General features: G+C 58.5%; 27 protein-coding genes and 2 pseudogenes. 24 read left to right on the top strand and 5 right to left on the bottom strand.

Going from position 1 to position 25,066, the window contains the following annotated elements; genetic code table 11:
• Positions 1–145 precede the first annotated feature (145 nt).
• The 11 genes from AKV04_RS15890 (at position 146) to AKV04_RS15840 (ending at position 8,490) form a co-directional block, all read left to right on the top strand.
• Positions 146–706, top strand: a complete 561-nt coding sequence (locus AKV04_RS15890) for a L,D-transpeptidase (RefSeq protein ID WP_082351678.1) — start codon at positions 146–148, stop codon at positions 704–706.
• A gap of 4 nt (positions 707–710) precedes the next feature.
• Positions 711–1,085, top strand: coding sequence for a hypothetical protein (locus AKV04_RS15885; RefSeq protein ID WP_054007404.1), 375 nt, complete (start codon positions 711–713; stop codon positions 1,083–1,085).
• A gap of 188 nt (positions 1,086–1,273) precedes the next feature.
• Positions 1,274–1,894, top strand: a complete 621-nt coding sequence (locus AKV04_RS15880) for a c-type cytochrome (protein WP_054007403.1) — start codon at positions 1,274–1,276, stop codon at positions 1,892–1,894.
• Between the two features lie 2 nt (positions 1,895–1,896).
• Positions 1,897–2,880, top strand: coding sequence for a c-type cytochrome (locus tag AKV04_RS15875; RefSeq protein ID WP_235815664.1), 984 nt, complete (start codon positions 1,897–1,899; stop codon positions 2,878–2,880).
• The gene (locus AKV04_RS15870; protein ID WP_054007402.1) at positions 2,870–3,298 is read left to right on the top strand and encodes a hypothetical protein; all 429 of its coding nucleotides are present in this window, start codon (positions 2,870–2,872) and stop codon (positions 3,296–3,298) included. The genes AKV04_RS15875 and AKV04_RS15870 overlap by 11 nt, the downstream gene beginning before the upstream one ends.
• Positions 3,288–3,779, top strand: coding sequence for a hypothetical protein (locus tag AKV04_RS15865; RefSeq protein ID WP_054007401.1), 492 nt, complete (start codon positions 3,288–3,290; stop codon positions 3,777–3,779). Before AKV04_RS15870 ends, AKV04_RS15865 begins: the two co-directional genes overlap by 11 nt.
• Positions 3,776–4,507: a ferric reductase-like transmembrane domain-containing protein gene (locus AKV04_RS15860; RefSeq protein ID WP_235815663.1), complete on the top strand. Its 732-nt coding sequence runs from the start codon at positions 3,776–3,778 to the stop codon at positions 4,505–4,507. Before AKV04_RS15865 ends, AKV04_RS15860 begins: the two co-directional genes overlap by 4 nt.
• A 2-nt stretch (positions 4,508–4,509) precedes the next feature.
• Entirely contained in the window at positions 4,510–6,456 is a 1,947-nt protein-coding gene (mrdA, locus tag AKV04_RS15855) for a penicillin-binding protein 2 (protein WP_054007491.1), read from the top strand.
• Complete coding sequence (locus AKV04_RS15850; RefSeq protein ID WP_082351676.1) at positions 6,453–6,929, top strand: c-type cytochrome; 477 nt, start codon at positions 6,453–6,455, stop codon at positions 6,927–6,929. Before mrdA ends, AKV04_RS15850 begins: the two co-directional genes overlap by 4 nt.
• A complete protein-coding gene (locus AKV04_RS15845) occupies positions 6,926–7,762 on the top strand; it encodes a DsbA family protein (RefSeq protein WP_456062143.1) in 837 nt (278 codons plus the stop codon). Before AKV04_RS15850 ends, AKV04_RS15845 begins: the two co-directional genes overlap by 4 nt.
• Before the next feature lie 128 nt (positions 7,763–7,890).
• Positions 7,891–8,490 carry a hypothetical protein gene (locus AKV04_RS15840; RefSeq protein WP_162232886.1) on the top strand — a complete coding sequence of 200 codons (600 nt, stop codon included), beginning with the start codon at positions 7,891–7,893 and terminating at the stop codon, positions 8,488–8,490.
• A 6-nt stretch (positions 8,491–8,496) separates the two neighbouring features.
• Here the strand turns inward: AKV04_RS15840 and AKV04_RS15835 are convergent, their stop codons facing one another.
• Together AKV04_RS15835 and AKV04_RS15830 are read right to left on the bottom strand one after the other, a co-directional pair.
• On the bottom strand, positions 8,497–8,931 hold the full coding sequence (locus AKV04_RS15835) for a DUF411 domain-containing protein (RefSeq protein ID WP_235815661.1): 435 nt from the start codon (positions 8,929–8,931) through the stop codon (positions 8,497–8,499).
• 133 nt (positions 8,932–9,064) lie between these two features.
• The gene (locus AKV04_RS15830; RefSeq protein ID WP_054007396.1) at positions 9,065–9,676 is read right to left on the bottom strand and encodes a hypothetical protein; all 612 of its coding nucleotides are present in this window, start codon (positions 9,674–9,676) and stop codon (positions 9,065–9,067) included.
• A 151-nt stretch (positions 9,677–9,827) separates the two neighbouring features.
• Between AKV04_RS15830 and AKV04_RS15825 the strand changes: the two genes are divergently transcribed.
• From AKV04_RS15825 to AKV04_RS27200, 9 genes and pseudogenes are all read left to right on the top strand, one after another.
• Positions 9,828–10,214: a hypothetical protein gene (locus tag AKV04_RS15825; protein WP_054007395.1), complete on the top strand. Its 387-nt coding sequence runs from the start codon at positions 9,828–9,830 to the stop codon at positions 10,212–10,214.
• 70 nt (positions 10,215–10,284) lie between these two features.
• Positions 10,285–11,754 carry a multicopper oxidase family protein gene (locus AKV04_RS15820; RefSeq protein WP_054007394.1) on the top strand — a complete coding sequence of 490 codons (1,470 nt, stop codon included), beginning with the start codon at positions 10,285–10,287 and terminating at the stop codon, positions 11,752–11,754.
• A 20-nt stretch (positions 11,755–11,774) separates the two neighbouring features.
• Positions 11,775–12,242, top strand: a complete 468-nt coding sequence (locus AKV04_RS15815) for a TlpA disulfide reductase family protein (RefSeq protein WP_328287156.1) — start codon at positions 11,775–11,777, stop codon at positions 12,240–12,242.
• A gap of 999 nt (positions 12,243–13,241) precedes the next feature.
• Positions 13,242–14,711 carry a TolC family protein gene (locus AKV04_RS15810; protein WP_054007393.1) on the top strand — a complete coding sequence of 490 codons (1,470 nt, stop codon included), beginning with the start codon at positions 13,242–13,244 and terminating at the stop codon, positions 14,709–14,711.
• Between the two features lie 11 nt (positions 14,712–14,722).
• Positions 14,723–16,075 carry a multicopper oxidase family protein gene (locus AKV04_RS15805; RefSeq protein WP_054007392.1) on the top strand — a complete coding sequence of 451 codons (1,353 nt, stop codon included), beginning with the start codon at positions 14,723–14,725 and terminating at the stop codon, positions 16,073–16,075.
• Positions 16,076–16,110: 35 nt separating this feature from the next.
• Complete coding sequence (locus AKV04_RS27725) at positions 16,111–16,581, top strand: cupredoxin domain-containing protein (protein ID WP_054007391.1); 471 nt, start codon at positions 16,111–16,113, stop codon at positions 16,579–16,581.
• A gap of 24 nt (positions 16,582–16,605) precedes the next feature.
• Positions 16,606–16,890: a copper-binding protein gene (locus tag AKV04_RS27720; RefSeq protein WP_054007390.1), complete on the top strand. Its 285-nt coding sequence runs from the start codon at positions 16,606–16,608 to the stop codon at positions 16,888–16,890.
• Between the two features lie 220 nt (positions 16,891–17,110).
• Positions 17,111–18,409 carry an ABC transporter transmembrane domain-containing protein gene (locus AKV04_RS15790; RefSeq protein WP_054007389.1) on the top strand — a complete coding sequence of 433 codons (1,299 nt, stop codon included), beginning with the start codon at positions 17,111–17,113 and terminating at the stop codon, positions 18,407–18,409.
• A gap of 3 nt (positions 18,410–18,412) precedes the next feature.
• Positions 18,413–18,712: pseudogene (locus tag AKV04_RS27200) on the top strand (IS66 family transposase); the annotation flags it as partial.
• 39 nt (positions 18,713–18,751) lie between these two features.
• On the opposite strand, the gene AKV04_RS15780 reads toward AKV04_RS27200, so the two are convergent.
• On the bottom strand, positions 18,752–20,824 hold the full coding sequence (locus tag AKV04_RS15780) for a recombinase family protein (protein WP_054007489.1): 2,073 nt from the start codon (positions 20,822–20,824) through the stop codon (positions 18,752–18,754).
• On the bottom strand, positions 20,811–20,990 hold the full coding sequence (locus AKV04_RS15775) for a hypothetical protein (RefSeq protein ID WP_054007387.1): 180 nt from the start codon (positions 20,988–20,990) through the stop codon (positions 20,811–20,813). The genes AKV04_RS15780 and AKV04_RS15775 overlap by 14 nt, the downstream gene beginning before the upstream one ends.
• Before the next feature lie 306 nt (positions 20,991–21,296).
• Here AKV04_RS15775 and AKV04_RS26500 point away from each other — a divergent pair.
• Positions 21,297–21,452 (top strand): annotated as a pseudogene (locus tag AKV04_RS26500) (transposase domain-containing protein); the annotation flags it as partial.
• 185 nt (positions 21,453–21,637) lie between these two features.
• Here AKV04_RS26500 and AKV04_RS15765 read toward each other — a convergent pair.
• Positions 21,638–22,933, bottom strand: coding sequence for a hypothetical protein (locus AKV04_RS15765; protein ID WP_054007386.1), 1,296 nt, complete (start codon positions 22,931–22,933; stop codon positions 21,638–21,640).
• Between the two features lie 146 nt (positions 22,934–23,079).
• Between AKV04_RS15765 and AKV04_RS15760 the strand changes: the two genes are divergently transcribed.
• From AKV04_RS15760 to AKV04_RS15750, 3 genes are all read left to right on the top strand, one after another.
• Positions 23,080–23,523, top strand: coding sequence for a YqaA family protein (locus AKV04_RS15760; protein WP_054007385.1), 444 nt, complete (start codon positions 23,080–23,082; stop codon positions 23,521–23,523).
• A 160-nt stretch (positions 23,524–23,683) separates the two neighbouring features.
• Positions 23,684–24,079: a heavy-metal-associated domain-containing protein gene (locus AKV04_RS15755; protein ID WP_054007384.1), complete on the top strand. Its 396-nt coding sequence runs from the start codon at positions 23,684–23,686 to the stop codon at positions 24,077–24,079.
• 27 nt (positions 24,080–24,106) lie between these two features.
• Positions 24,107–24,970, top strand: a complete 864-nt coding sequence (locus tag AKV04_RS15750; RefSeq protein WP_054007383.1) for an HAD-IC family P-type ATPase — start codon at positions 24,107–24,109, stop codon at positions 24,968–24,970.
• Positions 24,971–25,066: the final 96 nt, after the last annotated feature.

The following is a 25,066-nucleotide window of genomic DNA, read 5'->3' as shown; positions in this document are numbered from 1 at the left end:
TCACATCGAAGTGACCTCTGCTATTTTCGCGCGGCGCGGCGAAATCGCCACGTTATCACCAGTTTGTGACCAGTTGATCTGACAAACCAGTTTGACCTTCCCACGTTGGAAGGCTGCATCACGATAAAAAACCGAGGAGCAGCCCATGCGATTCAATCGACGTTACTTCGTTGTCGGAGCACTGGCCGCGCCCTTTTTGGTGGGCCGTGCCGCCTTTGCCTCCGAAGACGCCGAAGGCCCGGTTCGCAATAACATCTCGTCGTTTCGGGTTCACGAATGGCAAGACCATTTCGATGCGTTGGGTCTTGGGATCATCATATCTGACACGACCGCGAAGGTTCTCCAGCACTGGACCGGTGACGGTCAAATGTTCCTGTATCCGAGTTCTGTCCCGCTATCCGAGGATCTGACCCGCAGGGGCTATACCGAAGTCGTAGAAAAGCGCGTCAACCCAAGCTGGACACCGACGCCATCGATGCGGGAGCGCAATCCCGAGTGGCCAGCATTTGTGCCGGGTGGCGACCCCAGCAACCCGCTTGGGACGCGTGCCCTTTATTTGTCTTGGCAATATTACCGCATCCACGGCACCCACGATACGCGGAAAATCGGGCGCCGTTCCTCAAACGGTTGCATCGGCCTCTACAACGAGCATATTGAAGAAGTCTTCGACCGAGTTCCGGTCGGGACGCAAGTCAAGTTGATCTAACCTCATGTTGAAGACGCCCACCAAACGGACCGCATTGAACTTCCTGCTTCCGGGCGGGATCGTGCGTTTTTTATGGGCATGGTCTTTCACGGTCGTGCTGCTCTGCGGTTTGACTATTGGCCAGTCTGCATCGGCGTTCGCCCCGGTTGATCATCACTCTCCGACCTCCGTAGAGACGTCAGACGGCAGTGCCGGATCGACGAACATATCGCTGTCTTGCCATCCGGCGCTGGCATGCGCTGCATTTGTGTTGCCTATCGGTGCAGTGACTGCGTTCATCCCCGGCTATGCAGTGGTGTCGCGACCGCAAATTGCCCAGACCCAGCTTCGCTTCAGAGGCCCCTCTGTCAGTCTGCCCCCTCCACGCCTGCTGATCTGAAGGTCAGCTTGGGCCAGAGCCATGGTTCGACGGTGCCGTTTCAGGCCCAGTCGAGTGCTCTGTCGTTTTAATCCTGACCCAAAACATGTGCGCAGTTCGCGAACCGCCTGACGTGCGGTGCGCGGTGGTCAATCAAAAACAACAAACCGAGAGCAGTCAGGCAGATGGCAAAACAATGGACAGGCGCTATGGCGCTTGCCGCGTCCGCAGTCGCGGCAGTGGCGATGGCACACAACGCGGCGACGGGCGTCGTCCTTGAGAGGATGAACGGCATGACGGCGATGCGGGATACCGTGGCGGAACTGGCGCCAATGATGCAGGGCGCTGTGCCCTACGATGCCTTCATTGTCTCGGAAGGCGCCGCCGTGATCGCGGGCCACGCTGGCGAAACCATGCTGTCGCTCTTCCCCGAAGGCAGCCTTGAAGGCGTAACTTATGCCAAGCCGGAGATCTGGTCCAACTGGCAGGATTTTGCGGCTCTGGCAGAAGAGATGAGGGTTTACGCAGATGCCCTGTCCGAGGCTGCGCCGAACGGGCTTGAACCGGCTTCCGCACCGCCGGCAGACATGGCGGGGATGGATCATACGGGAATGGCCATGCCTCCTGCCGAAGAGACCAATCTCGGTTTTTCGGTGGCAGAGCTGATGGGCTATGGCGAAAAGACCGCAGACAGCCCGGTTTCGCAAGGACTGGCAGGCCCGGCCTCTCTTGCGCTGACCCTGTCTAGCCTTGCAGCAGATGACCTGTTCACTCGGATCAGCGGAACCTGTTCCTCGTGCCATTCGCAGTTTCGCGCGGGAAAGAACTGACCATGCGGGGCCTGATCCGGCTTTTTGCCATCTTGCCGACCGTTGTGGGTAGCCTTGGTGCCGGGATGCTGGCGCTCTGGCCCATCGGAGATGCGGAGCCCGCCGCATTTCCGATCGGCGACCCTGAACGTGGGGCGTATCTGGCCCGTTCAGGCGGTTGCGTGTCGTGCCACAGCAACGCGGCGGCGAAGGGCCCCGCACTTGCTGGCGGTGCACCGCTCGATACGCCGTTCGGAACTTTCGTGCCGCCGAACATCACGCCGCATCCTGTTGCGGGAATCGGACGGTGGACCATTCAGGATTTCGCGCGTGCCGTGCGTCAGGGCGTTTCCCCGGAAGGGGACCCTTATTATCCGGTCTTCACTTACTCCTTCTACGCCGGGTTTACAGACCAGGACATTGCCGACCTATGGGAGGCTTTCCGGACTGTCCCACCCGTCCCCGAAGCGGCTCCTGTCCATGATGTGGGCTTCCCCTTCAGTTTCCGGTCCGGGCTGAAGCTGTGGCGGGCCAACTATCTTGATGCGCCGGTGACGGACGCGCTGATGGGCACATCGTCGCCGTGGAACCGCGGACGTGTTCTGGTTGAGGGGGCGGCGCATTGTGCGGCCTGTCACACGGGACGAAACCTTGCCGGTGGCCTGAAAGACAGCGCGCGATTTGCTGGGAACGACGATCTGCCCGGCGGCAGCAAGGCGCCGTCGATCCTCGTGGCCGACCTCGTTGGGCGGGGCTTTACGGTGGGCAACCTCAGCTATGCCCTCAAATCCGGGCTCCTTCCGAACGGGGATGCCTTTGGCGGCAGCATGGCTGAGGTCGTAGCGCAGGGCACTTCTTATTTTACGGACGCCGACCGCGAAGCGATTGCAACCTACCTTCTTGATCCCGATGGCACTGGATTAGTGCCCCTGCCTGCACCGCTGCCCACAGACACACCCATGGCGGGGATGGATCATTCAAACATGGACATGAGCAATGAAAACTAGAGTTCTGGCCATCCTCGTTGCCCTTGGAATCCTCGCATTTGTGGGTGCATTTGTTTGGGCAGCGATGCGGCCCCCGCCGTCGGTGCAGACAGCATCCGATGGAGTCGCACCGACGGCGTCGGTTTCTGAAATGCTGTCGGACGGACGACTCGACGTGCAAGTCTACGTCACGGGGAACCGAGGTGTCCGCTTGGAAATTCAGTTCATGCCGGACGCTGATGCTGTAGAGACGGTCGGCATGCGCCCGGACGTCAACTTAGCCATGGTTAAGATGCATATGGACGGTTTCACACCGCCGCTTGAACTGGTCGAGGCCGGAGTTTGGCGGGTCAACCTCAAGCTGCCAATGGCTGGTCTATGGATCGGCAACGTCGGTTTCGGTGAGGAGTTTGCGGAGATTCAATTCGATGCTCCCTGAAATTCTCGCGCCTGAGAAATTGCGCGCAGATGCCCTCCGAAGGCTTTTTCGCGGAACCCTTGCCGGGCTGGCCGTATTCGTCGCCTTGGGCACAGTTACCGCTGTCTGGATCAATCCCTTCTTTGTGCGCATGACCCCGGTTGGGCCCTGGGAGCTTGGGGCGACGACCCTGACGGCTATACTGGCTGGCGTGATCGTCGGCCTCTGGGTTCCGCAGTGCCGTTTGCGAACGTCCGGGGCGGGCGGCGTTGCAAGCTTTCTCGGCATCGCTTGCCCGACCTGCAACAAAGTCCTGATGCTGATCTTCGGCGGTCCAGCACTGCTGGCCTGGTTCGACCCGGTTCGGCCCTATCTGGCGGTGGCAGGTGTAATCATCATGTCATTCGCAGCGATGCGGGCGTTGCGGGCATACCGTGATTTCAGAATGTCGGCGGGCGGAACTGTAAACGCCAGTTCAAAGTCGTTTGGGGGCAACAAATGAGGGTCGCCGAAATATCAGGCCACGCTGCAAGGCCGCGTCGTCTGGCAAAACGGATGCCGGTTCGCCATGCAGCCGTGGCGTTTCTGGCCACGGGACTGGTTCTTGGCTTTGCCGCCGTACACATCGACTTCAGCCCGATGCACCGCTGGAACCGGGCATTCGGAGATGCCTCCATGGTACTTGTGGCTCTGTCCATCGGGTTAGGGCCATTGGCCCGTTTCCTCCGGGGCGTCGTGCGTGTTCTACCTTTCCGGCGTGAACTTGGCATCTACGGTTGTCTTCTTGCCAGCGTTCATGCCGCTGTGATCCTGATTGGTTGGGTCCAATGGGACCTGATGCGGCTTTTTGGCTTCGAATGGCATCCTGAACTTCTGACCTATGTGATGCTTCAGCGTGGCTTCGGACTTGCCAATGCCATTGGGCTTGCCGCCCTTCTGCTTGCGATCCTGTTGGGTGCGACTTCGAGCGACTTTGCCATGCGTCGCCTTGGTGTTTCGGGCTGGAAATTTCTTCAAATGGGCGTCCTGCCGCTCTGGTGGCTGACCGTCGCGCATGTCGCCTACTTTCTGTTCATGCACTTCCTCAGTTTTCACCGCGCGACCCCGCCGCCGAATATGCTCCAGCCTTGGTTTCTGGAGTTGGTCGCCGCAGTTTTTGCTCTGCGAGTGGCGGCCTATGTTGACCGTGCGCGTAAGAGGGAAATCTCGACCGGAAAGCGAGGGAGGTGACCGTGCGCCGATCTGAACCTGACCATATGTCTCGGAAGACCACACGAAGGGCCCTCTTGATGGGAGGCGCAATGACAACGTTTGCAGGCGTACTTGGCCTGCGGATGTGGCAACTGGGCGTCCGTGATGCCGACCAATATTATCTGTTGGCCGAAGATAACCGGATCAGCTTGAGGCTCGTCCCACCCAACAGAGGTCGCATCTTCGACCGCGCAGGGAAGATCGTGGCCGACAACGAGCAAGCTTTCCGCATCGCGATGGTGCACGAAGAGGTTAAGGACCTTGACGATATTCTTGCGAAACTGCGAAGCCTTCTAGGGCTTGATGACGAAGCCATCCTGAAGCTTAAAGGCCAGATCGACCGAGCGAGCGGCATTGCCCCAATCACCGTGAAGGACCGGGTGACCTGGGAAGAACTGGCAATCGTCGCCGTGAACGCGCCAGCACTTCCGGGGATCCATCCGGAAATGGTCCTATCGCGCGTCTATCCGTTTGGTTCCGATTTTGCCCACCAGGTTGGCTATGTCGGCCCAGTGAGCGAGAACGATCTGAAGGAAGAAGAGGACGCGGCTGAACCGTTGCTTCGTCTGCCAGACTTTGAGGTCGGCAAGATCGGGATCGAGCGCAGACATGAACGTGCGCTGCGCGGCTTGCCGGGAACGCGACGTGTCGAGGTCAATGTGTCTGGCCGCACCATGCGGGAACTGGCGCTTGATCCTCCGACAGCTGGGCCGGACATGCAAATCACGCTTGACCACCATCTCCAGAATTTCATGCGCGTGCGTCTCGAAGGTCAGAGCGCCGCTGCCATCGTCATGGATGTGACGAATGGCGATGTGCTTGGTTGCACATCGGCACCGTCGTTTGATCCGAACCTGTTCGTGCGTGGCATCTCGAATCGGGACTATAGCGCGCTGCGCGACAACGAGTTTCGCCCGCTGTCCGACAAGACAGTGCAGGGCGCCTATCCACCGGGATCAACGGTCAAGATGTCGAATGCTTTGGCCGCTCTTGAAAGCGGTGTCATGGACCCTGCAGAAACGGTCGCCTGCAATGGCTATGTCGAGATTTCAGGCCGCCGGTTCCATTGCTGGAAACGTGGCGGGCACGGGCGGGTGGATATGGTGGGCGCTTTGCGTGAGTCCTGCGATGTCTACTTCTACGAGGTTGCGCAACGCATCGGGATTGACGGCATTTTTGCCATGAACGATCGGCTCGGGTTTGGCCAGAAGTATGATCTGCCGCTGTCCGGCATGGCGCGCGGCAACAACCCGTCCCGCGAATGGAAGCAGCAGAAGTACGGGCAGGACTGGCTGATTGGCGATACGATCAACGCCTCCATTGGCCAAGGCTTTACTCTTGCCTCGCCGATCCAGCTCGCAACCATGGCGGCGCGGCTTGCTTCCGGCACGGCCGTGCTGCCTCGGATGGTGCGGTCGATCGGCGGGACGTCGACGGAAAACTCTGCTCCGGCGTCTCTGGGACTTTCAGCTGAGGCGCTGTCCATTGTTCGGCAGGGTATGTTCGAGGTGTCGAACCACGAACGTGGCACTGCCTACGCGTCAAGAATTGCCGACCCGACAAAGGTGATGGCAGGTAAGACCGGCTCAAGCCAGGTTTTCTCGATCTCGGCGGCGGAACGCGCGGCGGGTGTGCGGTCACAGGACGAACTGCCGTGGAACCGTCGGGACCACGCGCTGTTTGTTGCTTTTGCGCCGTTCGACGCACCCCGCTATGCGGTCACAGTGGTGGTCGAGCATGGTGGCGGAGGTTCCACGGCTGCCGCGCCGATAGCACGAGATATCATGCTGTTTGCACAGCACGGAGAATTGCCACCGGTGGACGCTTATCCCGCGTCGCAAAGGACCCGCGTCAGCGATCAGCTGGCACTCTTGTCCGATCGCATCCTTCCGCCCGATGGTGCGACGTCAATTGTGAGCCGGACATGACCTTTTGGGAGAAGAACAAACTGCCGTTTCGCCTTCAAAGGTCGTTGCTCATCGGCGGGCTCTTGGCGAGCATGGCCACTCCATCCTTCGCCTTCTTTCACAAAGAGCCGGATATCGAAAAGGGTCGGACGATGTATCAGGAAACATGTGCATCCTGCCACGGCGCAAATCTGGAAGGGCAGCCGAACTGGCAATCAGCAAACTCGAACGGGACTTATCCTGCACCTCCCCACGACGAGACAGGTCATACGTGGCACCACGGGGATGAAATGTTGCTCAACTACATCCGCAAAGGTGGGCAAGTTGTGCTGGACGAGATGGGTGTCGATTTCATGTCAGGCATGCCCGCGTTCGGTGAGCAACTTTCGGATGCCGAGATCGAAGCGATCCTCGCTTATATCAAATCGACTTGGCCAGCGCGGGTCCGCGCCACGCAGGAAGACCGCACCCGCATGGAGGCGGCGAGCGAATGAACAAGCACCTTAATCTCACCCCAAGAAGAACCCTGCTTGCCTCTCTAGTTGCTAGAGGGATCACACAATGCAAAATCAGTCACATTTCCCAGAAGGTCTCACCTATGCGCGTTTCCCAAATGATCCTCGCCGCCACGTTCGCGCTAGCGTTGCCAGAACAATCCCTGTCGCAAGAGATCTCCGATGATCGGATCAAGGCGCTCGTGGCCGAAACACTTCGGGAAAATCCCGAACTGGTACTGGAAGCCTTGCAGGCCCTGGAAGCGCGCCAAGCCGAAGCTCAGGCCGCCACTGCCGCGTCTGTCCTCTCCAAAGAACGCACCACTTTGGAACGCGACCCGAATGCCCCGTTTCTCGGCAATCCAGACGGCGACGTCACGATTGTCGAATTCTTCGACTATAACTGCCCCTATTGCAAACGGGCCATGCCCGAAGTCACTGCCTTGATGGCCAAGGACACCAACGAGCGACTTGTTTTGCGTGAGTGGCCGATCCTGAGCGAGGGGTCTGCTTTTGCCGCCCGTGCCGCCCTGGCATCGCGGCAGCAGGGCAAATACGCCGAAATGCACGACGCCCTGATGACGATGCGCGGCAAGGTTGAAGCAGAGGCCGTGCTGCGCATAGCAGGGGAAGTCGGTCTCGACGTTGAGAAGCTGAAGATCGACATGCAGTCGCCCGAAGTTGAGGAGCATATTGCCACCTCAATGCGACTGGCCGAGGCGCTTGGTTTCAATGGCACGCCGTCGTTCGTGGTCGGCGATCAGCTGATCCCCGGTTTTGTGGAAAAGCCGCGGTTGGTCGAAGCCGTGACAGCAGCACGGGCGGCAGAATGACTGTCCTATTGCTGCGCATTCTTTTTGCCCGTCTTCCATTCGCTTTTGCGTTGGTGGAAAAGGTCCAGACCTCGATCATTAGGTCTTTCTTGGTCGTTGCAGTGTGGACAGCCCTGTCAGGGAACGCCTTGGCGCATTCGTTCACTGCCGCTCTTATAGTCGCCGGCGATAACCGTGAAGCAAGCCTCGCAGAAGCCGTCCGCGGTTTCCTGCTGGCGGCAGACGAGCGGGATGGGCACTCAAACGAAACGTCTGACGGGCATCTGGGTGGGGTCGATGTGCATGTGCTTCCGCTTACGCAGGATGCATCCGGGTTGGTCGAAGGCCTGATCGGTACGCCCACCGAGCCCGCCGATGTAGTGGTCGTCCTTGGCCCGGAGTCCGCAGCAAGCGAAGCCGCGCGTGAGTACCTGTCAACCAGCACCGTCCTGCTGCAAGTGGTGCTACTGGTGGGATGGGACAGCGACGAAGGGACTGACAGTTTTGTGGCGCTACCGTCTCGCCTATGGCACAGCGCCCGGCTTGATGGCGGCAACAGGCTATCGCGCAGCGCGTCGTCTGGATGTCGCCATCAGACCGCTGGACGGTGTGATCCCGCGGGCGGCTCTGGAAGACGCTTGGCGATCACCCGAAGCTGGGCTGCCTTGGTAATCCTGAAGTTCTCGGAAATCGCCGTCTGCACTGGGCCGTTACGAGTCGGTGCTTTTGGCGCGACCCTGCTTGCCTGACCTAAGTCAGGCGGCCGGATAGCTGGTGAAGATGCTGCTGCTGCCGTCAAGTTCGACGAGAAGAACGTCAAAAGCTTCGCGCTCGGCCTCTGGCCCCATGCCGGGAGAGCCGAAGGGCATGCCTGGAACGGTCAGCCCGGTAGCAGCGGGCCGTTCGGCCACCAAGCGACGGATATCGGCGGCTGGGACGTGGCCTTCGATGGTGTAGTCGCCGATCGTCGCCGTGTGGCACGAGACAAGATTATCGGGGATGCCACGTTCGCGCTTGAATGCGGTCAGTTCTTCAAGGCTGCGCTCTTCGAAGCTGACGGCAAAGCCGTTCTCGCGAAGGTGGTCGATCCAGGCATTGCAGCAGGGGCAGCCCGGATCCTTGACCACGTGGATGCTCGCGTCTGTTTCGGCCCAAACGGGCGTGGTGGCGAGGCTGATGGCCCAACTCATTGCTCCGATCATGGTGCGTCGAGATATCCGCATGTTTTTGTCCCTCGCGGTTTATCACTTTGGCATCGTTGTAGTGGTCTGCAGGCGTCCAAGCCATCAATCTTTGGTGGATTTGCGCCCGATCACCGAAAGATTACTCCAATCTCGGATCGCCGGCTTGCACCAGAAGAACACCATGATTGTTGTCTGCATCGTCATCCGTAATCTTGCGGGTTTCGACCCTGGGCAGTTCAGCAAAAGCTTCCATCATCCGCTTGGGAAACCACGTCATCGGCAAGCTTTCAAAGCCGGGGACACCTTCAAGGACCCGAGAGAGCGCAATCGTGCAGTTCGCTTTTGGAACCGCACCATAGGCCATCGCTCGCTGCATGATCAGTGCGGCCACTTCTGGCGAAACTTCGACCGTCTGCTCCACCACATCGAAAGTCTCGCGCGCATGGTAGTCGATGTAGAAATCAACCATTTTTTCCGTAACACCGAAATGCACATCATTGCGCTCTGGAAGCCGCGGGTGGCGCCATGTCCCGGCGGGATCAAACATGACCCTCTGCGAGCCGTTGATCAGAAGCCCCGCATGGGCACCAGAGCCATTGCGTGTCGAAAGCACGGTGTAGAGTGTTACCGAAGTCGGGCCGGGATGCGTGTAGCGTGATGCGACAACAGTCGCTTCGGGTGCCCAGATCGGTTCCGCCCCGCAAGCAGCCAAACTCAGGGTTGCCGCTAATGCCAAAAAGATATTTCTCATCTGTGTCACCTGCCTGTGTAGCCAAGCCTTTCTTGGCAAAACTCAGGTCATCCAGTAAACTTTCCGATAGGCTAAATAGTTTTCAACAATTTTGACAAATCTGCCGCATTGTACGGGTTCTTGGGCATGTTCTGAGACACCAAAATGTCAAATGACTGTGCCGCATCATGCTGATAGTTACAATTCCATGAACAAGGCGGGCCTCTTCGTTAAAGTCCTCGTTTTCGCAGCCTATTTGCTGGCGATGCTTGTTCCCGGTTTGACCATGGTTGGTGAGCAAACTCCAGTCGAATATGCCCAGATGATGGCCATGGTCGGCCACGAGATGAACCTGGCCGATATGGGCAGCTCTGAGACAGACCAAACAATGCTCTTGTGCCAGCAACATTGTTTGGTTGTGGTTGCGACCTTGCCGGCAGCAGATCAAACGATTGAAATAGCCGGGCACCCGATTGACGTTGTGACCGGAGACGATCCTCTGGTTTCCTCCCTGGCCTTTCCGCCCCCCGGACATCCTCCAAAAGCCGTAGTGATCTGACCCCGCAGAGCAGGCGCTCGCGCCACGGTCTGCCAGTCTGCTGTTTTCTGCGACTCACAGGAGAACTCACATGTCGCTTTTGACCCGACGCGGCTTTCTTGCCGCTACTTCGGCTTCGGCCGCTGCTTTGCTTTTGCCCGCCCAGGTGCGTGCTCAATCCACCCGGATGACACTTTCGGCCACATCGCGCACCATTGAGGTGCAAGGCAAGGCCGCGAAAGTCTGGGGTTTGCTCGACGGGAACGGACGTTCCGGCCTTGTCCTTGATCCGGGGCAGGCCTTGGCGGTTGATCTGACCAATACGCTTGACGCACCGACCATCATCCACTGGCACGGTCAGATCCCGCCCAATATGCAGGACGGGGTGCCCGACCTGCCGATGCCGATGCTCCAACCCGGAGAGTCCCGCGGCTATGACTTTGCCGCACGTCCCGGTACGCATTGGATGCATGCCCATATCCCCGAGCATGAAATGCTACTGCTTGCTGCCCCGCTCGTGGTTCGCCGGCCGGAAGATGTGTCGGCCGACAGGCAGGAAGTGACGCTATTCCTGCATGACTTCTCCTTCAGACCACCCGCCGAAGTGCTGGCCGAGATCACTGGTGGCGCCTCGATGGCCGGGATGGATCACAGCCAGATGGGGCAGGACGGGATGGCCGCGATGAACATGGACGCGATGGGGCAGGGCGATGCGATGTCGATGCCGGGCATGGACGGCATGGCCATGGACCTGAACGATTACAACTTTGATGCCTATCTCGCCAACGACCGCACCCTTGACGACCCCGAGGTATTGCAAGTCGACAAGGGGGGTCGGGTCCTTGTCCGTGTCATCAATGCGGCAGCAGCGACGGTCTTCTGGATCGACACAGGCAGCCTGCCGGGGCGGTTGGTCGCAGTGGATGGCGAGCCGGTCCAGCCCTTGCCCGGCAGCCGTTTCGGCTTGGCCATGGGTCAGCGGCTTGACATCGAACTGGATGTGCCGGCCGAGGGCGGAGCTTTCCCCATCCTTGCGCTGCGAGAAGGCGCGACAGAACGCACGGGCCTGATTCTTGCGACGCCGGGGGCTGCTGTGATGAAGCTATCCAGTCTGTCGGACGCTGAACATCCGGCATTCAGCGCTGACCTTTCGCAAGAGGCTGTCTTGCGCGCAGTCATGTCGCTGCCCGAACGCGCGCCGGCTTCGCAGCCGATGCTGATGCTGGGCGGGTCGATGATGCCCTATGTCTGGACGATCAACGGCCAGTCCTGGGGCAACCATGTCCCTGTCACCGCGAAATCCGGCGACAGGGTAGAGATCACGTTCCACAACATGTCGATGATGGCGCATCCCATGCACTTGCACGGTCACGCGTTTCAGGTGGTCAGCACGGGTGGCGCGCGCTTTGCAGGTGCGGTGCGCGACACTGTGCACGTACCACCCATGGGCATGGTGGCCGTCGCTGTGGATGCAGGTGAAGCCGCACGGTGGATGCTGCATTGCCACCACATGCCCCACCTATCGACGGGCATGATGACCGAGTTCGCCGTATCGGCGTAAAAGCCACCGTGGCCCGCGACATGCCCGCGGGTCACGGACCTTTGCTCTGTGAGGAAACGATGCCCATTCGAATCGGACGCCGCGCCGTTCTCGCTGGTTTGGCCTATCCGCTCGTTGCGCGGCAAGCCCAAGCGCGACCGCCCTTCCGACTGCGGGATGACCCGCAGCCTCTGCTTTCGCCTCCAATCTTGGACGAGGCCAGAACCAAGCGGCACCTCGTCGACTTCGCCGGTCGCGTGATACTCCTGAATATCTGGGCGACATGGTGCCCACCCTGCCGGGGAGAGATGCCCGAGTTGGACGCGTTGGCGGCGCATCTTGACGACGCAGACTTCCTGGTGCTGCCACTTTGCGTGGATGACGCCGGGATAGCACGGGGGCGGCAGTTCTTTAACGACATCGGCATACGAAACCTTGACCTTTATTGGGCCGAATCTCTGCGAGTGCAGTTGGCCTTCGGTTTTTTGGGTTTGCCGACACGATGTTGATCGATAGATCATCACGGGAAATCGGACGCCTTCAGGGCCCATTCGACTGGAACAGTGCCGATACAAAAGACCAGTTCTGGCAGTTGCTGCGATAGCAATTGCCGATAACCGAAGGCTCACTGCAGCTCACACGGATTCGGACACCCGTCGAGTCCGTCGGATGCTCAGCGTTGTCACTTTCACCCTAGAAATGCTTGAAAAACGCTCGGTCAGTTACGTCAGCGTTACTGATCGGTCACTTTGTGTTGAAGCGGTGCGACAAAGTCGAACAACATCAACCATCTGACAAAATTGTTGGTTGACAGTGGAGGCTGTGCGCTGGCTTAAGAGGTGCAATGATGTATCGCAGTTTCATATATCTATCGCGGGCAGTGTGCCTGATGCTGGTCCTTGCGACCGGGATGACTGGTATTGCCTTTGCGAGTCATCCCGGCACACATGGATCGCACTGCATCGATTCGAGCCAAGAGGAACCGTCTGCTCCGCATAGCCATGCGGCAGGTCAGCACGAGGCCGCTGCAGATCCCGAGCCTAAAGAGCGTAGCTGCGTACAGCATAGTTGCGTCGCGGTAGATGCGTCTATGTCGATCAGCGCACGTGTTCAGCACCTAGCATCTGCAATTCCTACCTTGCGCGGGGATCTTCTCCGCGCCTCGCTGAGTGCCGAGAGTTTGCACCGACCGCCCATCGTCTGATCCCACGCTCTCGCGTGACCATGTTCGCCTGAAGCCCCAGCAGCAAGCTGCGGGATCAAGAAACATATACAGGATCAGAAAATCTCATGCTTTTCAGACTCAAGGCGGCATTGTTGCCGCTTGCGGTGGCGGCTTGCGCTCAATCCGTCCCGCTGCCGCAGCCAGGTACAGTCGCACCAGCAATCGTTCCGACCGGCGTAGCAACACCGATGCCATCCGTTCAGCTGGTTTACACCGCGAGGCCCGTTACGGACCCGGCCAACTGGCGTGCCGTCAATGATGGTCAGGCACCCGGAGGTGATCAATGACCGCGTCACGCAACCTTTCGCTTGTCTTGTCGGGCGCTATGCTCCTAGCCGCGTGCACACCGGCATCGGACATCTCCCGACTTTCTTCACCGACCGCTGGCTTTGGCTCGGTCGTCAGCACGACCAAACGCGCGACAGGCGCTAACGCTGTCTGGTTGCAGACGCCTGAAGAGGTCGCGGCAAATGCCAAACGCGTTTCGGCACTGGTCGTAGGCAAAACCATCTCGGCTGACACAGCGGTGCAAATAGCGCTGTTGAACAACCGCGGACTTCAGGCGGCCTATGCCGATCTGGGGCTGTCGGCCGCCGATTCGTGGCAGATCGCTCTTGCCCCGAACCCGTCCCTGCATTTTGGAATTCTGGGTTTGGGCAGCAAGAGCCTTGACGGCTTTCGCACTGTGGAAGGTGGCATCGCCGCCAGCCTAGTTGCCTTGACAACCCAAAAGAGCCGCAACCGCATTGCTGACGTCCGGTTCAGGAAAGCCCAACTTGCGGCTGCTCAGGAGACGCTACGTGTCGCAACAGAGGCGAGACGCGCCTGGATCGACGCTGTCGCCGCCTTTGAGGCGGCAAGTCTTATCGGCCAGACACTTGAAACGGCTGATGCTGCATCCGAACTGGCTGCCGAACTTGGCAAGACTGGCTATCTGGGCAGAGACGATCAGGCCCGCGAGCACGCGTTTGCCGCAGAGCTTTCAGGTCAAAAAGCGCAGGCTGACCTTGCAGCAAAACTTGCCAAAGAAGACCTGACGCGGGTGCTCGGTCTTTTCGGTGCAGCTCTGAACTACTACGTACCAAACTCTCTGCCGGGGCTGCCAAGAATCGCTACTCGCAACAGCTTTGAAGCTGAAGCCCTTGCAGGCAGGGTCGATCTTGCTGCGGCGATGCTCGAACTCGAAGCCATTGCTCTGGAATATCGTCTGACCGATCGAACGCGCATCGTGTCGGACATCGCCCTTGCCGCTGGGACCGAGATCGAGCGCGAACTTGAGGACGGTGAACGTCATTCGGCTCAAGTCGACAGTGTCGACCTTGAGATAGCTTTTGAGATTCCGATCTTTGACAATGGCGCGGCACGGCTCAGAAAAGGCGAAGTAGCCTACATGAAGGCCGCCCATGAGCTCGCACAGAAAGCCGTCGATGTTCGCTCAGAGGCAAGGTCGGCGCACATCGCATGGACTGGCACGCACAAGATCGCCCGGCACTACCGGGATACGCTCTTGCCGCTCCGCAAGACCATCGAGGAAGAGGCCTTGCTGTCCTACAACGGCATGATCACCAACACCTTTGAACTTTTGGCGGACACTCGGGCGCGCATGCAATCAAACTTGCTCGCAGCTTCGGCGCGACGGGATTTCTGGCTCGCAGACGCGAACATGACTGCCGTCCTTTACGGCGGCGGCAGCGAAGTGGCGGCGGGCGGCGGCGGTGAAGCCGCCGCAGCGGAAGAACCAGCAGGTCATTGAGGAGAAACCAGATGAACAGACGTCAACTTATCGGCGCTGGCGCCACTTTGGTTGCCACCGGCGCTTGGGCGCAGACCAGCAACTTGGGCCTTCCCGAGGCTCCCGTTGCGACGGATGCGAAAACACAAAAACCGATCCAGCCCACATCCGGGGTGGACTACAATCCCGTCGTTACGCTCAACGGCTGGACGCTTCCGTACCGGATGAATGGCAACGTCAAGGAGTTCCACCTTGTAGCTGAACCGGTCGAGCGAGAGCTCGCGGAGGGCATGATCGCCTACCTTTGGGGATACAACGGCCAGTCGATCGGACCGACCATCGAGGCTGTTGAAGGTGATCGTGTCCGGATTTTCGTTACAAACAAGCTACCGGAGCACACCACAGTCCACTGGCACGGCTTGATCCTTCCCTCGGGGATGGATGGCGTCGGCGGCTTGAGCCACAAAGCGATCCCTCCGGGCAAGACCTACGTCTACGAGTTCGACCTCGTGAAATCCGGCACCTTCATGTATCACCCGCATGCCGACGAGATGGTGCAAATGGCCATGGGCATGATGGGCCTTTTCATCGTGCATCCCAAGGATCCAGCCTTGATGCGCGTGGACCGGGACTTCTGTTTCCTGCTCAATGCCTATGACATCGATCCCGGCACCTACATGCCGCGCGTCATGCAGATGACCGATTTTAACCTCTGGACCTGGAACAGTCGGGTTTTCCCGGGCATCGATCCTTTGGTCGTAAACCAAGGGGACCGCGTTCGCGTGCGGGTTGGCAACCTCACCATGACCAACCATCCGATCCACATGCATGGCTACGACTTTGAGGTGACTGGTACCGATGGCGGCTGGGTTCGCCCCGAAGCCCGCTGGCCCGAGGTGTCGATCGATATCCCAGTGGGTGCAATGCGGGCCTATGAGTTCGACGCCGTACACCTCGGCGATTGGGCTATCCATTGCCACAAGTCGCACCACACGATGAATGCCATGGGTCATGACGTGCCTACTTTCATCGGCGCAGACAAGACCAAGCTGGCAGAGTTGGTTCGCAAGCATCAGCCCGAATACATGCCGATGGGTACGGCGGGAATGGCCGACATGGGTGAGATGTCCATGGAAATTCCCGCTAACACCGTGCCGATGATGACCGGCTGGGGTCCCCATGGGCCCATCGAAATGGGTGGCATGTTTTCTGTCGTTAAAGTGCGGAAAGGCATTGCCCCCGACGATTACTCAGATCCCGGTTGGTATGAAAATCCGCCTGGAACTGAGGCTTACGAATGGACCGGCGCTGTACCGGCCCCCGTCATCAGAGACAGCGGCGAGACTGTCCTGACACCAAATCCTGCCGCTATGCGCAGGCCCTGAAACAATCTCGAGCAAACAAGATCAAGGAAACATCGATGAAATCTCTGTTACTTATTGTTGCTACACTAATGAATGCAAGCGCTGCTTTCGCAGCCGGAACCGGCGAACATTCTCACGATGAAATGGAAGTGGGCCGCCCCGGAATCGAAGCCGAAGTTACCCGAACGATCAACGTCCGGATGTATGAAACCGAGGACGGTGAATATCTCTATGAACCGAGGGACTTGGCGATCAAAGCAGGCGAGACGATCCGCTTTGTCATCGTCAACGATGGCGAAAGTCCCCATGAATTCGTGCTCGACACAATGCCAAAAAATGAAGAGCACAAGGCTCTGATGGAGAAGTTCCCCGAGATGGAACATGACGACCCGAATGCCGTTCGACTTGAACCGGGCAAAGAGGGAACCATCATCTGGACCTTTGCGAATTCAGGCGACTTTGAGTTCGCCTGCTTGATTCCTGGCCACTACGAAGCCGGGATGTTCGCCCCTGTTGCCGTCAATTAACCCTCAAACTGGAGAAAACCAAAAATGAAAAACTTCACCACGATTGCCGCCGCCGCCATTATGTCTCTTGTCCTGTCGGGAGCTGCCTTTGCCGCTACGTATACCAAGGGCACCGTCAAGAAGATCGACGAGAAGGCAGGGAAAGTGACCTTGATTCATGAAGATCTGGTCGATCTCGAAATGCCGGCGATGACCATGGTATTCGTGCTCGGCGATCCCACAATGCTGGCGCAACTGGAAGTGGGCAAAGAGATCGAGTTCACTGCCGATCGCGTGAATGGGAAGCTGACGGTCACAGCCGTCAAGTGAACTCCATGAAGTGAACGCTACAGGTTTCAACGGGCATCACTGGGTCCGTTGAAACCCAAAAAGAGCGACATTGCCGCAGGAACTGAGCAGTTCTTAGTTGTCAAGACAACCAACCATATCCCGTGTGAGACGGGTACGTTTCTGCATATCTGCCGACAACCGTATACAACAATCATTGGCGGCAAAATGAAATGAGACACGAATCTAACAGGTCAATACCATGTCATCAGTAGATCACTATCATGCCTATGTTCACGACGCAGCCGCCGTCCTAGGCTATCAGTATAGTGACGCTTCGCCGGCATGGGTTCATCCCTTCATACATATGATTGTGGTTCTGACCCCAGTATTACTGACTGCAGTCGCAGTCTATCTGATTGCAGCTCTAATCATTCGACATAGGCAGAATTCTAAAAATGACATTCATCCCTCCACTTCGGTTCGCGGCCTATATCCAAACCTAAGCCGATCTGTTTTTAAGTATACCAGAAAGCAGCAGGCCATATTGGTTGTGTTAAGCTTAATCGCGATGCCCATTTTGTATGCTTCTCTTGAACTCCCCAAGCAGATCGTCAATAATGCATTGAATTCGTCACATTTTCCTATAAAAATCATAGGCCTAAGCTTTGATCAAGTTGACTTCTTGCTGCTTCTATGTGGCGCCTATCTTGCTGCTGTCTTTACAAACTCACTTAACAAGTACTTGCTCAATGTCGCGAAAGGCTACGTTGCGGAGCGCTTTAGTCGACGCCTCCGCTTTCTGATCTACCGTCAATGGCGCGTTCGGTCAACAGACGGAAAGAATAGTGAAATTATTCCGATACTCGGCCAAGAGGTGGAATCTTTAGGAAGCTTTGCAGCAGAATTTATCACGTTACCCTTGCTTCAAGGCGGAACACTTCTTACCATTGTTCTCTTTATGCTCATTCAGGATCCTATGCTGGGAATTGCAGCATTGATGGTTGTGCCAGTGCAAGTTCTTCTGCTTCCAAGGCTTCAGCGACGCGTCAACGAGCAATCCAGACTTCGGATTAAGAAAGTTCGCACTTTGGGCGGTCATTTGGGATCGCAGCTTGCGCGCGAAGACATATCCAACAATGAAGTGAGATACGTCTCCATTATTTTCAAGGACCTTGAACAGATCCGGAGACGGATATTCCGGATGAAATTCTTTAACAAGGCACTGAACAACTTCCTAACATCATTGACCCCGTTCATGTTCTATTCTTTGGGCGGTTACTTTGTGATTGAGGGTCGCATTAGCTTAGGTGCGCTGGTAGCTGTTTTGGCGGCACACAAGGATTTCTCTTCGCCGATGAATGATCTTTTTGCTTACTACCAGATGGTTGAGGATACGCGCATACGATATCGGGAGATACTTCATTACTTTGCTAATGCTAAGTCGAAGGAAACAAAGCCAGTGGTTTCCGTTTATCCTTTTTTAATGGTGTCCAATAGTCCATTTGCGGAAGGTCGCGGCAAGCCGGGCGACCTTTCAACGGCCACCAAGGTGCGTTGAAAACTGCGACGCGAAGCCAAAAGTCACACAGACTTGACTGGACATCAGGGCCGCCTGCGCCGCATTGCCCAGATCTACAAGATCGCGGCCAGCATACGGGGTCAGGCGCCCGAAAGCCGCGCGCCATTCGCCCCGCTCGTCGCCGACTTCCGCATGTGGCTGACCCATCAACGCAACCGCATCTCCCCCAAATCCCGCCTTGGCGAAAAGCTCAGTTATATCCACCGCCATTGGGAAGGGCTGCAGATATTTCTGACAGATGGCCGCGTCGATATGGACCCCGACCCGGTTGAAAATACCATCCGCCCCGTCGCGAAGCGCGGTTCATTGTGCAGTCCTTCTTCAAGTATCTGTAAACATTGGAAGTGTATTCGTATCAATGATGCGACACGGGCGACCTTTCCGGGCTACTGCGGTTTTGACCGACTCCGACGCCAGGTCGTCGGCACGGATTTGATAGGGTGCACCGGATACAACCTGCACGGCCGGAAGGATGCCGGATTTGATAAGGTGCCGAATCCTGTGGTTTGTCACGCTTAATGCCTTTGCTGCCTCAGTCATGGTCAGCCATTCGCCATCTTTTTCGGCGGATCGATAGGCATGGATATCTCGAACGCGCCGAACGGATGCGACACGGTGCGCCGTCCAGGTTTTGCCCTGCCCGGTGGGCAAGCCTATTCGATTGAGCGACGCGGCAATATGCTCGTCTGTCCAACGACCCGCCATGCTGCGCATGACGGCCAAAGCATCGTCAGCTGTCGCACAACCATGTTCACCAGTTTGGGGTTTGCGAACCCGCAGTTCTGAGTGCTGGCCACCCCGCCAGTGGATCGTGAGGACGACATCGCGCACCGTGTCATCGACATCGACGATGATGTCGGCGATCAGCGTGCGGAGAAGCTGCTGACGGGCACGCATCGTTACATCGGGAGCATTCCAGGCTGCGGACAGGTTTTCTGCCATGTTGGCAAAAGCGCTTGGGTCAACCTCGATGGTCGATGCGCTTTCGGTCGGCTGGCGTGCTTCCAGATCTCGCACACGACGCAATGCGATTTCCCAGTTTTTCTCCAGCTGGGCGGCGATCAGGCGATTGTCGGGATCACAGGCTGCGTAGCGGCGCTCGGCGAGACTGGCCTCGTAACGGGCCTGCTGAAGCTCCAGATCGAGGATCTGGCGTTGACCATCTTGTCGCTCCCGGTGCATCCGCTCCGCCTCGAACGCGGCCTCAATCGCCAAAGGTTCTACCGCGCCCAGCAGTTCGCGCGCAACAGCCGCGTCCACCCGGGGCCCTCCGAAGGTCATGCACCGGGGCAAGCCCATCATCAGGTTGGGCTTGTCGCAGCGATAGACGGGTCGGCTTTGCGGGTTCCCGGTATAGGTAACGGTCAGCCGCCGCCCGCACCGGCCACATGTCAGGATGCCTGAGAGCAGCGCCCGGCCTCCCCGGCCCGATTTCACACCGTCGGCGCGACCGTAGGTGTTGAGTGCCAACTGTTTTTGGTTTCGCTCATATGCGTCCCAGCTGATGTATCCTTCGTGATGATCCTTGATAAACACTTCCCAAGACCCCATCGGCTTGCTGTGGCCATAGCTCCGACGCGCGCGCCCATCGACGATCGAAGTCCGTTTTTCGCTTTTCCCGTAAACATAAACACCTGCGTAAAACGGGTTCTTGAGCACAGAGATGATGTTGCGATAGCGGATCGGCAACCAGGTAAAGCTGGTCATACGCGCTTCATCCGAAGGTCGAGGGAAGTGGATCTGGTCGATCGTCATCGACAACAACACCTGGCGCGCGCTGCCAAGCTCGCTGAACCTAGTGAAGATGAGCCGGATGACTTCCTGTAAGCGCAGATCAGGATCGAGTCCCAGACCCGCTTCGCGGTGCCAGACGTAACCGAACGGGACTGATAAGCGCAGTTCGCCCCGGCGCGCCTTCGACCTAGCGGCATCGAGCATCCGCGTCCTGAGCACGCCAAGCTCGAACTCGCTGATGCTGCCTTTCATACCCAGGAGCAGGCGATCATTGGGCTGGCAAGGATTGTAGACGCCATCGTAGTCAACGACACGGGCCTCGACCAGCCCGCACAGCTCCAGAAGATGGTGCCAATCACGGCCATTTCGCGCAAGCCTTGACGCATCCTGACACAAGACCGCGCCTACTTTTCCAGCACATAGCCAGGCCACCAGACGATCAAAGCCGGGGCGCGCTACGGTTCCGCTCGCGGACCGGCCGAGGTCGTCGTCAATAACCTCGACATCGATGAACCCGTGCTGGCGTGCAATGTTGACAAGGTCATATTGCCGCCGCTGGCTTTCCAGGTTGGTCATGACCTGAGACTGCGTCGATTGACGCACATAAACAACCGCTTTGCGCTTCAGGAGTTGCGTGGGGATCAGTTCAGCGCCGGTCATCATCGAGCTCCTCGACGACCAGGCCGACGGCCTGCATCAGAATTTGGGCAAGCGTGATTGTCGCCTTCGCCCGCGCCGTGACGTCCATCCCGTCCAGTTTGCGCGGCTCGAACATCAGGCTCATCTGCCTGCCCAAGGTCGGCGCAGGCGCATCGTGCTTCTTCATCGGCTTCCTCCCTTGCGATTCCATTTTCGCTCGGGGAGTTTGCGGCGGCAGCAGTCGCCGCGACCAGCCTCTTGAGATCCGACAGCGCCGCAAGATCAGCCTGTGGCCTGCCAAATTTCATATCGGCGCAGACGAGGGGGTCCACCATCCACCCGGGAATCGAGACAACAACGCCAGACGGCCCCTCCACCATGAGAAATTGGCCGGTGGCCCGATGCTCGACCCGCCGGACGATGACCTTCCGGCCGAAATAGGGATGCCAACGATAATGAACTTCCCGATCTTCGCCGACATGGGCAGAATGAACGGGTAATGACCCTGAACCGCAAGAACGCGCTCTTCGCCGGTCACGACGAGGGCGGCCGCACTTGGGCGCGCATGGCATCCCTGATCGAAACCTGCAAACTCAACGCCGTCGACCCCAATGCCTACCTGCGCACAGAGGTGGTTCCGGAAATCTGAACAGCCGGGCTAGGTGGACTTTCCGCGCAACAGCAACATGATGCTGCAAGCGAGGAGCATTGGAGCTTGGCAGGGTCAGTGGCCCGGTCAAATGGGACGGCGAGGCTGCTGTCAGTCAAATTGCCCAAGTGATCGGCCAAGCGTGCCCCATTGGGTCAAGGCGGCAACAACATGCGGTGGCGACATCATGTCAAGGCGTGCGAAATGGCCCGGATGGATTTCAGACCAGAGCCAAATCTTTCAATGGCGGCGCGGTTGCTTTGCAGCTCGCTGTAGGGAAGGTATCTGATATCCAGATCGGCGACCCGCTGGAAGGCCGGGCGCAAAAGCTGTGCGCGCACGTCCGCTTCGCGCGCATCCGGGGCAACAAGAAACATGCCGACACCCACATTCAGATCGCCGCAACTGAGCGCAAGGTCCAGCATCCTGACAATGCCGGAATAGATGGTGGTCGAATGTTCAACCTCGAACGCAGCGGCGACGGATGTGCCAGTTTGCTCCAACCATAAAACGTCGATCAGTCTGATGGACTCCGCCCCCGTGGAGGTGGCCAGCCAATCCGGCAGGCGTTCCAGACACCGATATCCCAAGGCTTGCCCGGCATGAATGCGGCTGCGGTCGTTGGCGGCAATCCAAACCTGATAGCCAAGCGCATGACCAAGATCGCGCAGCCAGGCCTGAATTTCGGTATGGGTGCGGTCGCCTTCGCCCTGCGCAAGTGCGGCCTTGCTCAAACCGGCCGCATGCTTGCGGGCCTGTTCAAGCCGCGAGGTCCAGTCCGCAAAACTAGCATCGCCGAAGTCGGGCGGTGGCGCGGGATAGGTGCCAGACCCGATATCAAACAGCAGGCCGCCAATCGCCCCCAGATCGTTTGACAGCAGATCGCGGTGGCGGTCGTTCAGCTCCAGAATACCGGCCCGCATCGCCAGAAAATGCTCCCAGCTTCCCAACTTTACATTGGACCCGGTCAGCGCATTGTAGCCTTTGACAATCGCGGTGTTGAACGGCGGCACCAGCGTCGGGTGCAAGAAGTACAGCAGGTTTGCCACAGCGGGGCCGAGCCCCTTGATCTTCAGCCGGTCGATCGCGTGGATATGCCCGATGATCGCCTCAGCGGTATCGCAACACGAACAGGCATCCAGCAAATGGCCAAAGGCGCGCTGATTTATCGGGCTTTCATAAATATCAGGAATGCGCAGTTTGGGTTTCCACAAAAAGGCGTGATCGGCCCCGCGAAAGATCTGACGCTGTTCGGCAATAGAATGCACCACGGTTTCCAGCGAGGATCCGCGATAGATCACGCCGAAGCTACCTTTCTCGATTTCGGCCACGACCTGCGAAATCCCGCGCCGAATAGAGCGAAAGTTTTTCAAGCGTTCCGGCCACAGAAACCAGCTTTGATAGGTTGCGTTGTTATCTTCCTTCCATCGCCGGATCAGCATTCGAGTGGCGTCATTCTGGCGATCAACAGCAGCGGTCATATATTTCGTCTACTTCCGGGAACACTTGCAGGGGCGGCGTCAGTTCTGCACGTCAAGGCGATTTGCGCAAGGGTCGGGCTTTTGCCACCGCCGCCCACCTGTGCTAACTGCGCCGGAATTTCCTTCTATATCGGCGGACCCCCATTATGACTGTCGCTGAGGTTTACGGCCTGCTTTGCCTTTCGGCCTTTCTGTCCGCCACCTTACTGCCGGGATCGTCCGAGGCGATGTTGCTGGGTTTTCTAGCGACGGGTCAGGGCAGCCCTTTCATCTTGGTGATGTTCGCCACCTTGGGCAATGTTGCAGGCGCGGTTGTGAACTGGGGGCTAGGGCGGTTCTTTGAGCGTTTCAAGGACAAGTCATGGTTTCCGATCAGAGCCCCCGCCACGGCACGGGCGCAGGTCTGGTTCACGCGGTGGGGACTGTGGTCGCTGCTGTTGTCCTGGGTGCCAGTGATCGGTGATCCGCTGACCCTGGTGGCCGGGGTCATGCGGGTGCCGTTCGGAAGGTTTCTGGTGCTGGTCACCATCGGTAAGGTGGCGCGCTATGGGCTGCTGGTTCTGGCTTGGCAGAATTGGGGAGTTGTGTGACAGGCTTGGGTTCTATCAGACCTGCTGGCAGGGTAACGGCGGCAATTCCTGTTCGTCTGCGATGATCTGGGCGACATCAGCGGCGGGAATCGCGCCCAGAAACACGGTGCGGCCAATGACCATTCCCGGCGTGCCTGTTGCAGAGAACCGGAGGTGCAATATGGCAGATGGCAATTATTCATTCGAGTTGGACGGAATGTCCTGCGCCTCTGGTGTCGGCTGTGTGGAACGTGCGCTGAATGGGTTGGACGGCGACGCTGGAGCTGTAGTGAACCTTGCGCGTGAGACGGGGACCTTCAGCAATGCCGTTCCAGCCTCGGCGGTGCTGGAGGCGCTTGCCACGGCGGCCTATCCGGCGCGGACCGAAGTGATCAACCTGACCATCGAGGCGATGACCTGCGCCTCTTGCGTGCGCCGCGTCGAGGTGGCGTTGCTTGCGGCGCCGGGGGTGGTCACCGCGACAGTCAATCTGGCCTCCGAAACCGCCGAGGTCACTGTGCTTTCGGGGGCAGTTGATCCTGGCGGCCGCTTTGACCCTGTCGGTGTTTGTGATTGAAATGGGCGGGCATCTGGTGCGCGGGTTGTGGCGCTGGACAAGACCGGCACCCTGACCGCCGGTCGGCCAGAGCTGACCGAATTGCATCTGGCGGCGGGTCAGGATGAAACCCAGGTCCTGAAACTGGCGGCCTCTGTCGAAGCCTTGTCTGAACATCCGATCGCCAGCGCAATCGTGCGCGCGGCAAAAAGCCAAGGGCATTGCCGTGCCAGAGGCGCAGGATTTCATCTCTATCACCGGGCTGGGGGCTGCGGCCTACGTCGAGGGTCAGCGTGTTCTTATCGGTGCCGACCGGCTGATGACCCGCGACGGCGTGGAGCTTGGGGCCTTGGCCGCCTTGGGTGCCGCACTTGGCGTCAAAGGCCGCTTCCGCTGTATATGGCGGTGGACGGCGTGGCGGTCGCGGTCATCGGTGTCGCCGACCCGATCAAACCGGGTTCGCCCGGAGCGATTGCCGCCCTGCATGCGCTGGGGCTGAAGGTTGCGATGATTACCGGCGACAACCGCGTCACGGCTGCGGCGATTGCAAGCACTTTGGGCATCGACCATGTCGTGGCTGAAGTGCTGCCCGAAGGCAAAGTCGCTGCGCTGAACTCTCTGCGCGAAGGCGGGGCCAAGGTTCCTTTCGTGGGCGACGGCATCAACGACGCGCCCGCTTTGGCCAGTGCCGATGTTGGCAATGCCATCGAGACCGGCACCGATGTTGCGGTTGAAAGCGCCGATGTGGTGCTGATGTCGGGCGATCTGCGCGGCGTGGTCAACGCCTTCCGCATCAGCCAGCGCAGCATGGCGAATATCCGCCAAAACCTGTTCTGGGCCTTTGGATATAATGTCGTGCTGATCCCGGTTGCCGCAGGTGTGCTGTATCCGCTGAACGGCACCTTGTTGTAACCGATGCTGGCTGCGGGTGCGATGGCGCTGTCCAGCGTTTTCGTGCTGAGCAACGCGCTGCGCCTGCGTTGGGTGCAGCCAGCAATCAAGCAATCC

This window comes from Cypionkella psychrotolerans (genome assembly GCF_001294535.1).
In the GTDB taxonomy this organism is placed as follows: domain Bacteria; phylum Pseudomonadota; class Alphaproteobacteria; order Rhodobacterales; family Rhodobacteraceae; genus Cypionkella; species Cypionkella psychrotolerans.
This window is presented reverse-complemented; position numbering and strand designations above follow the sequence as displayed.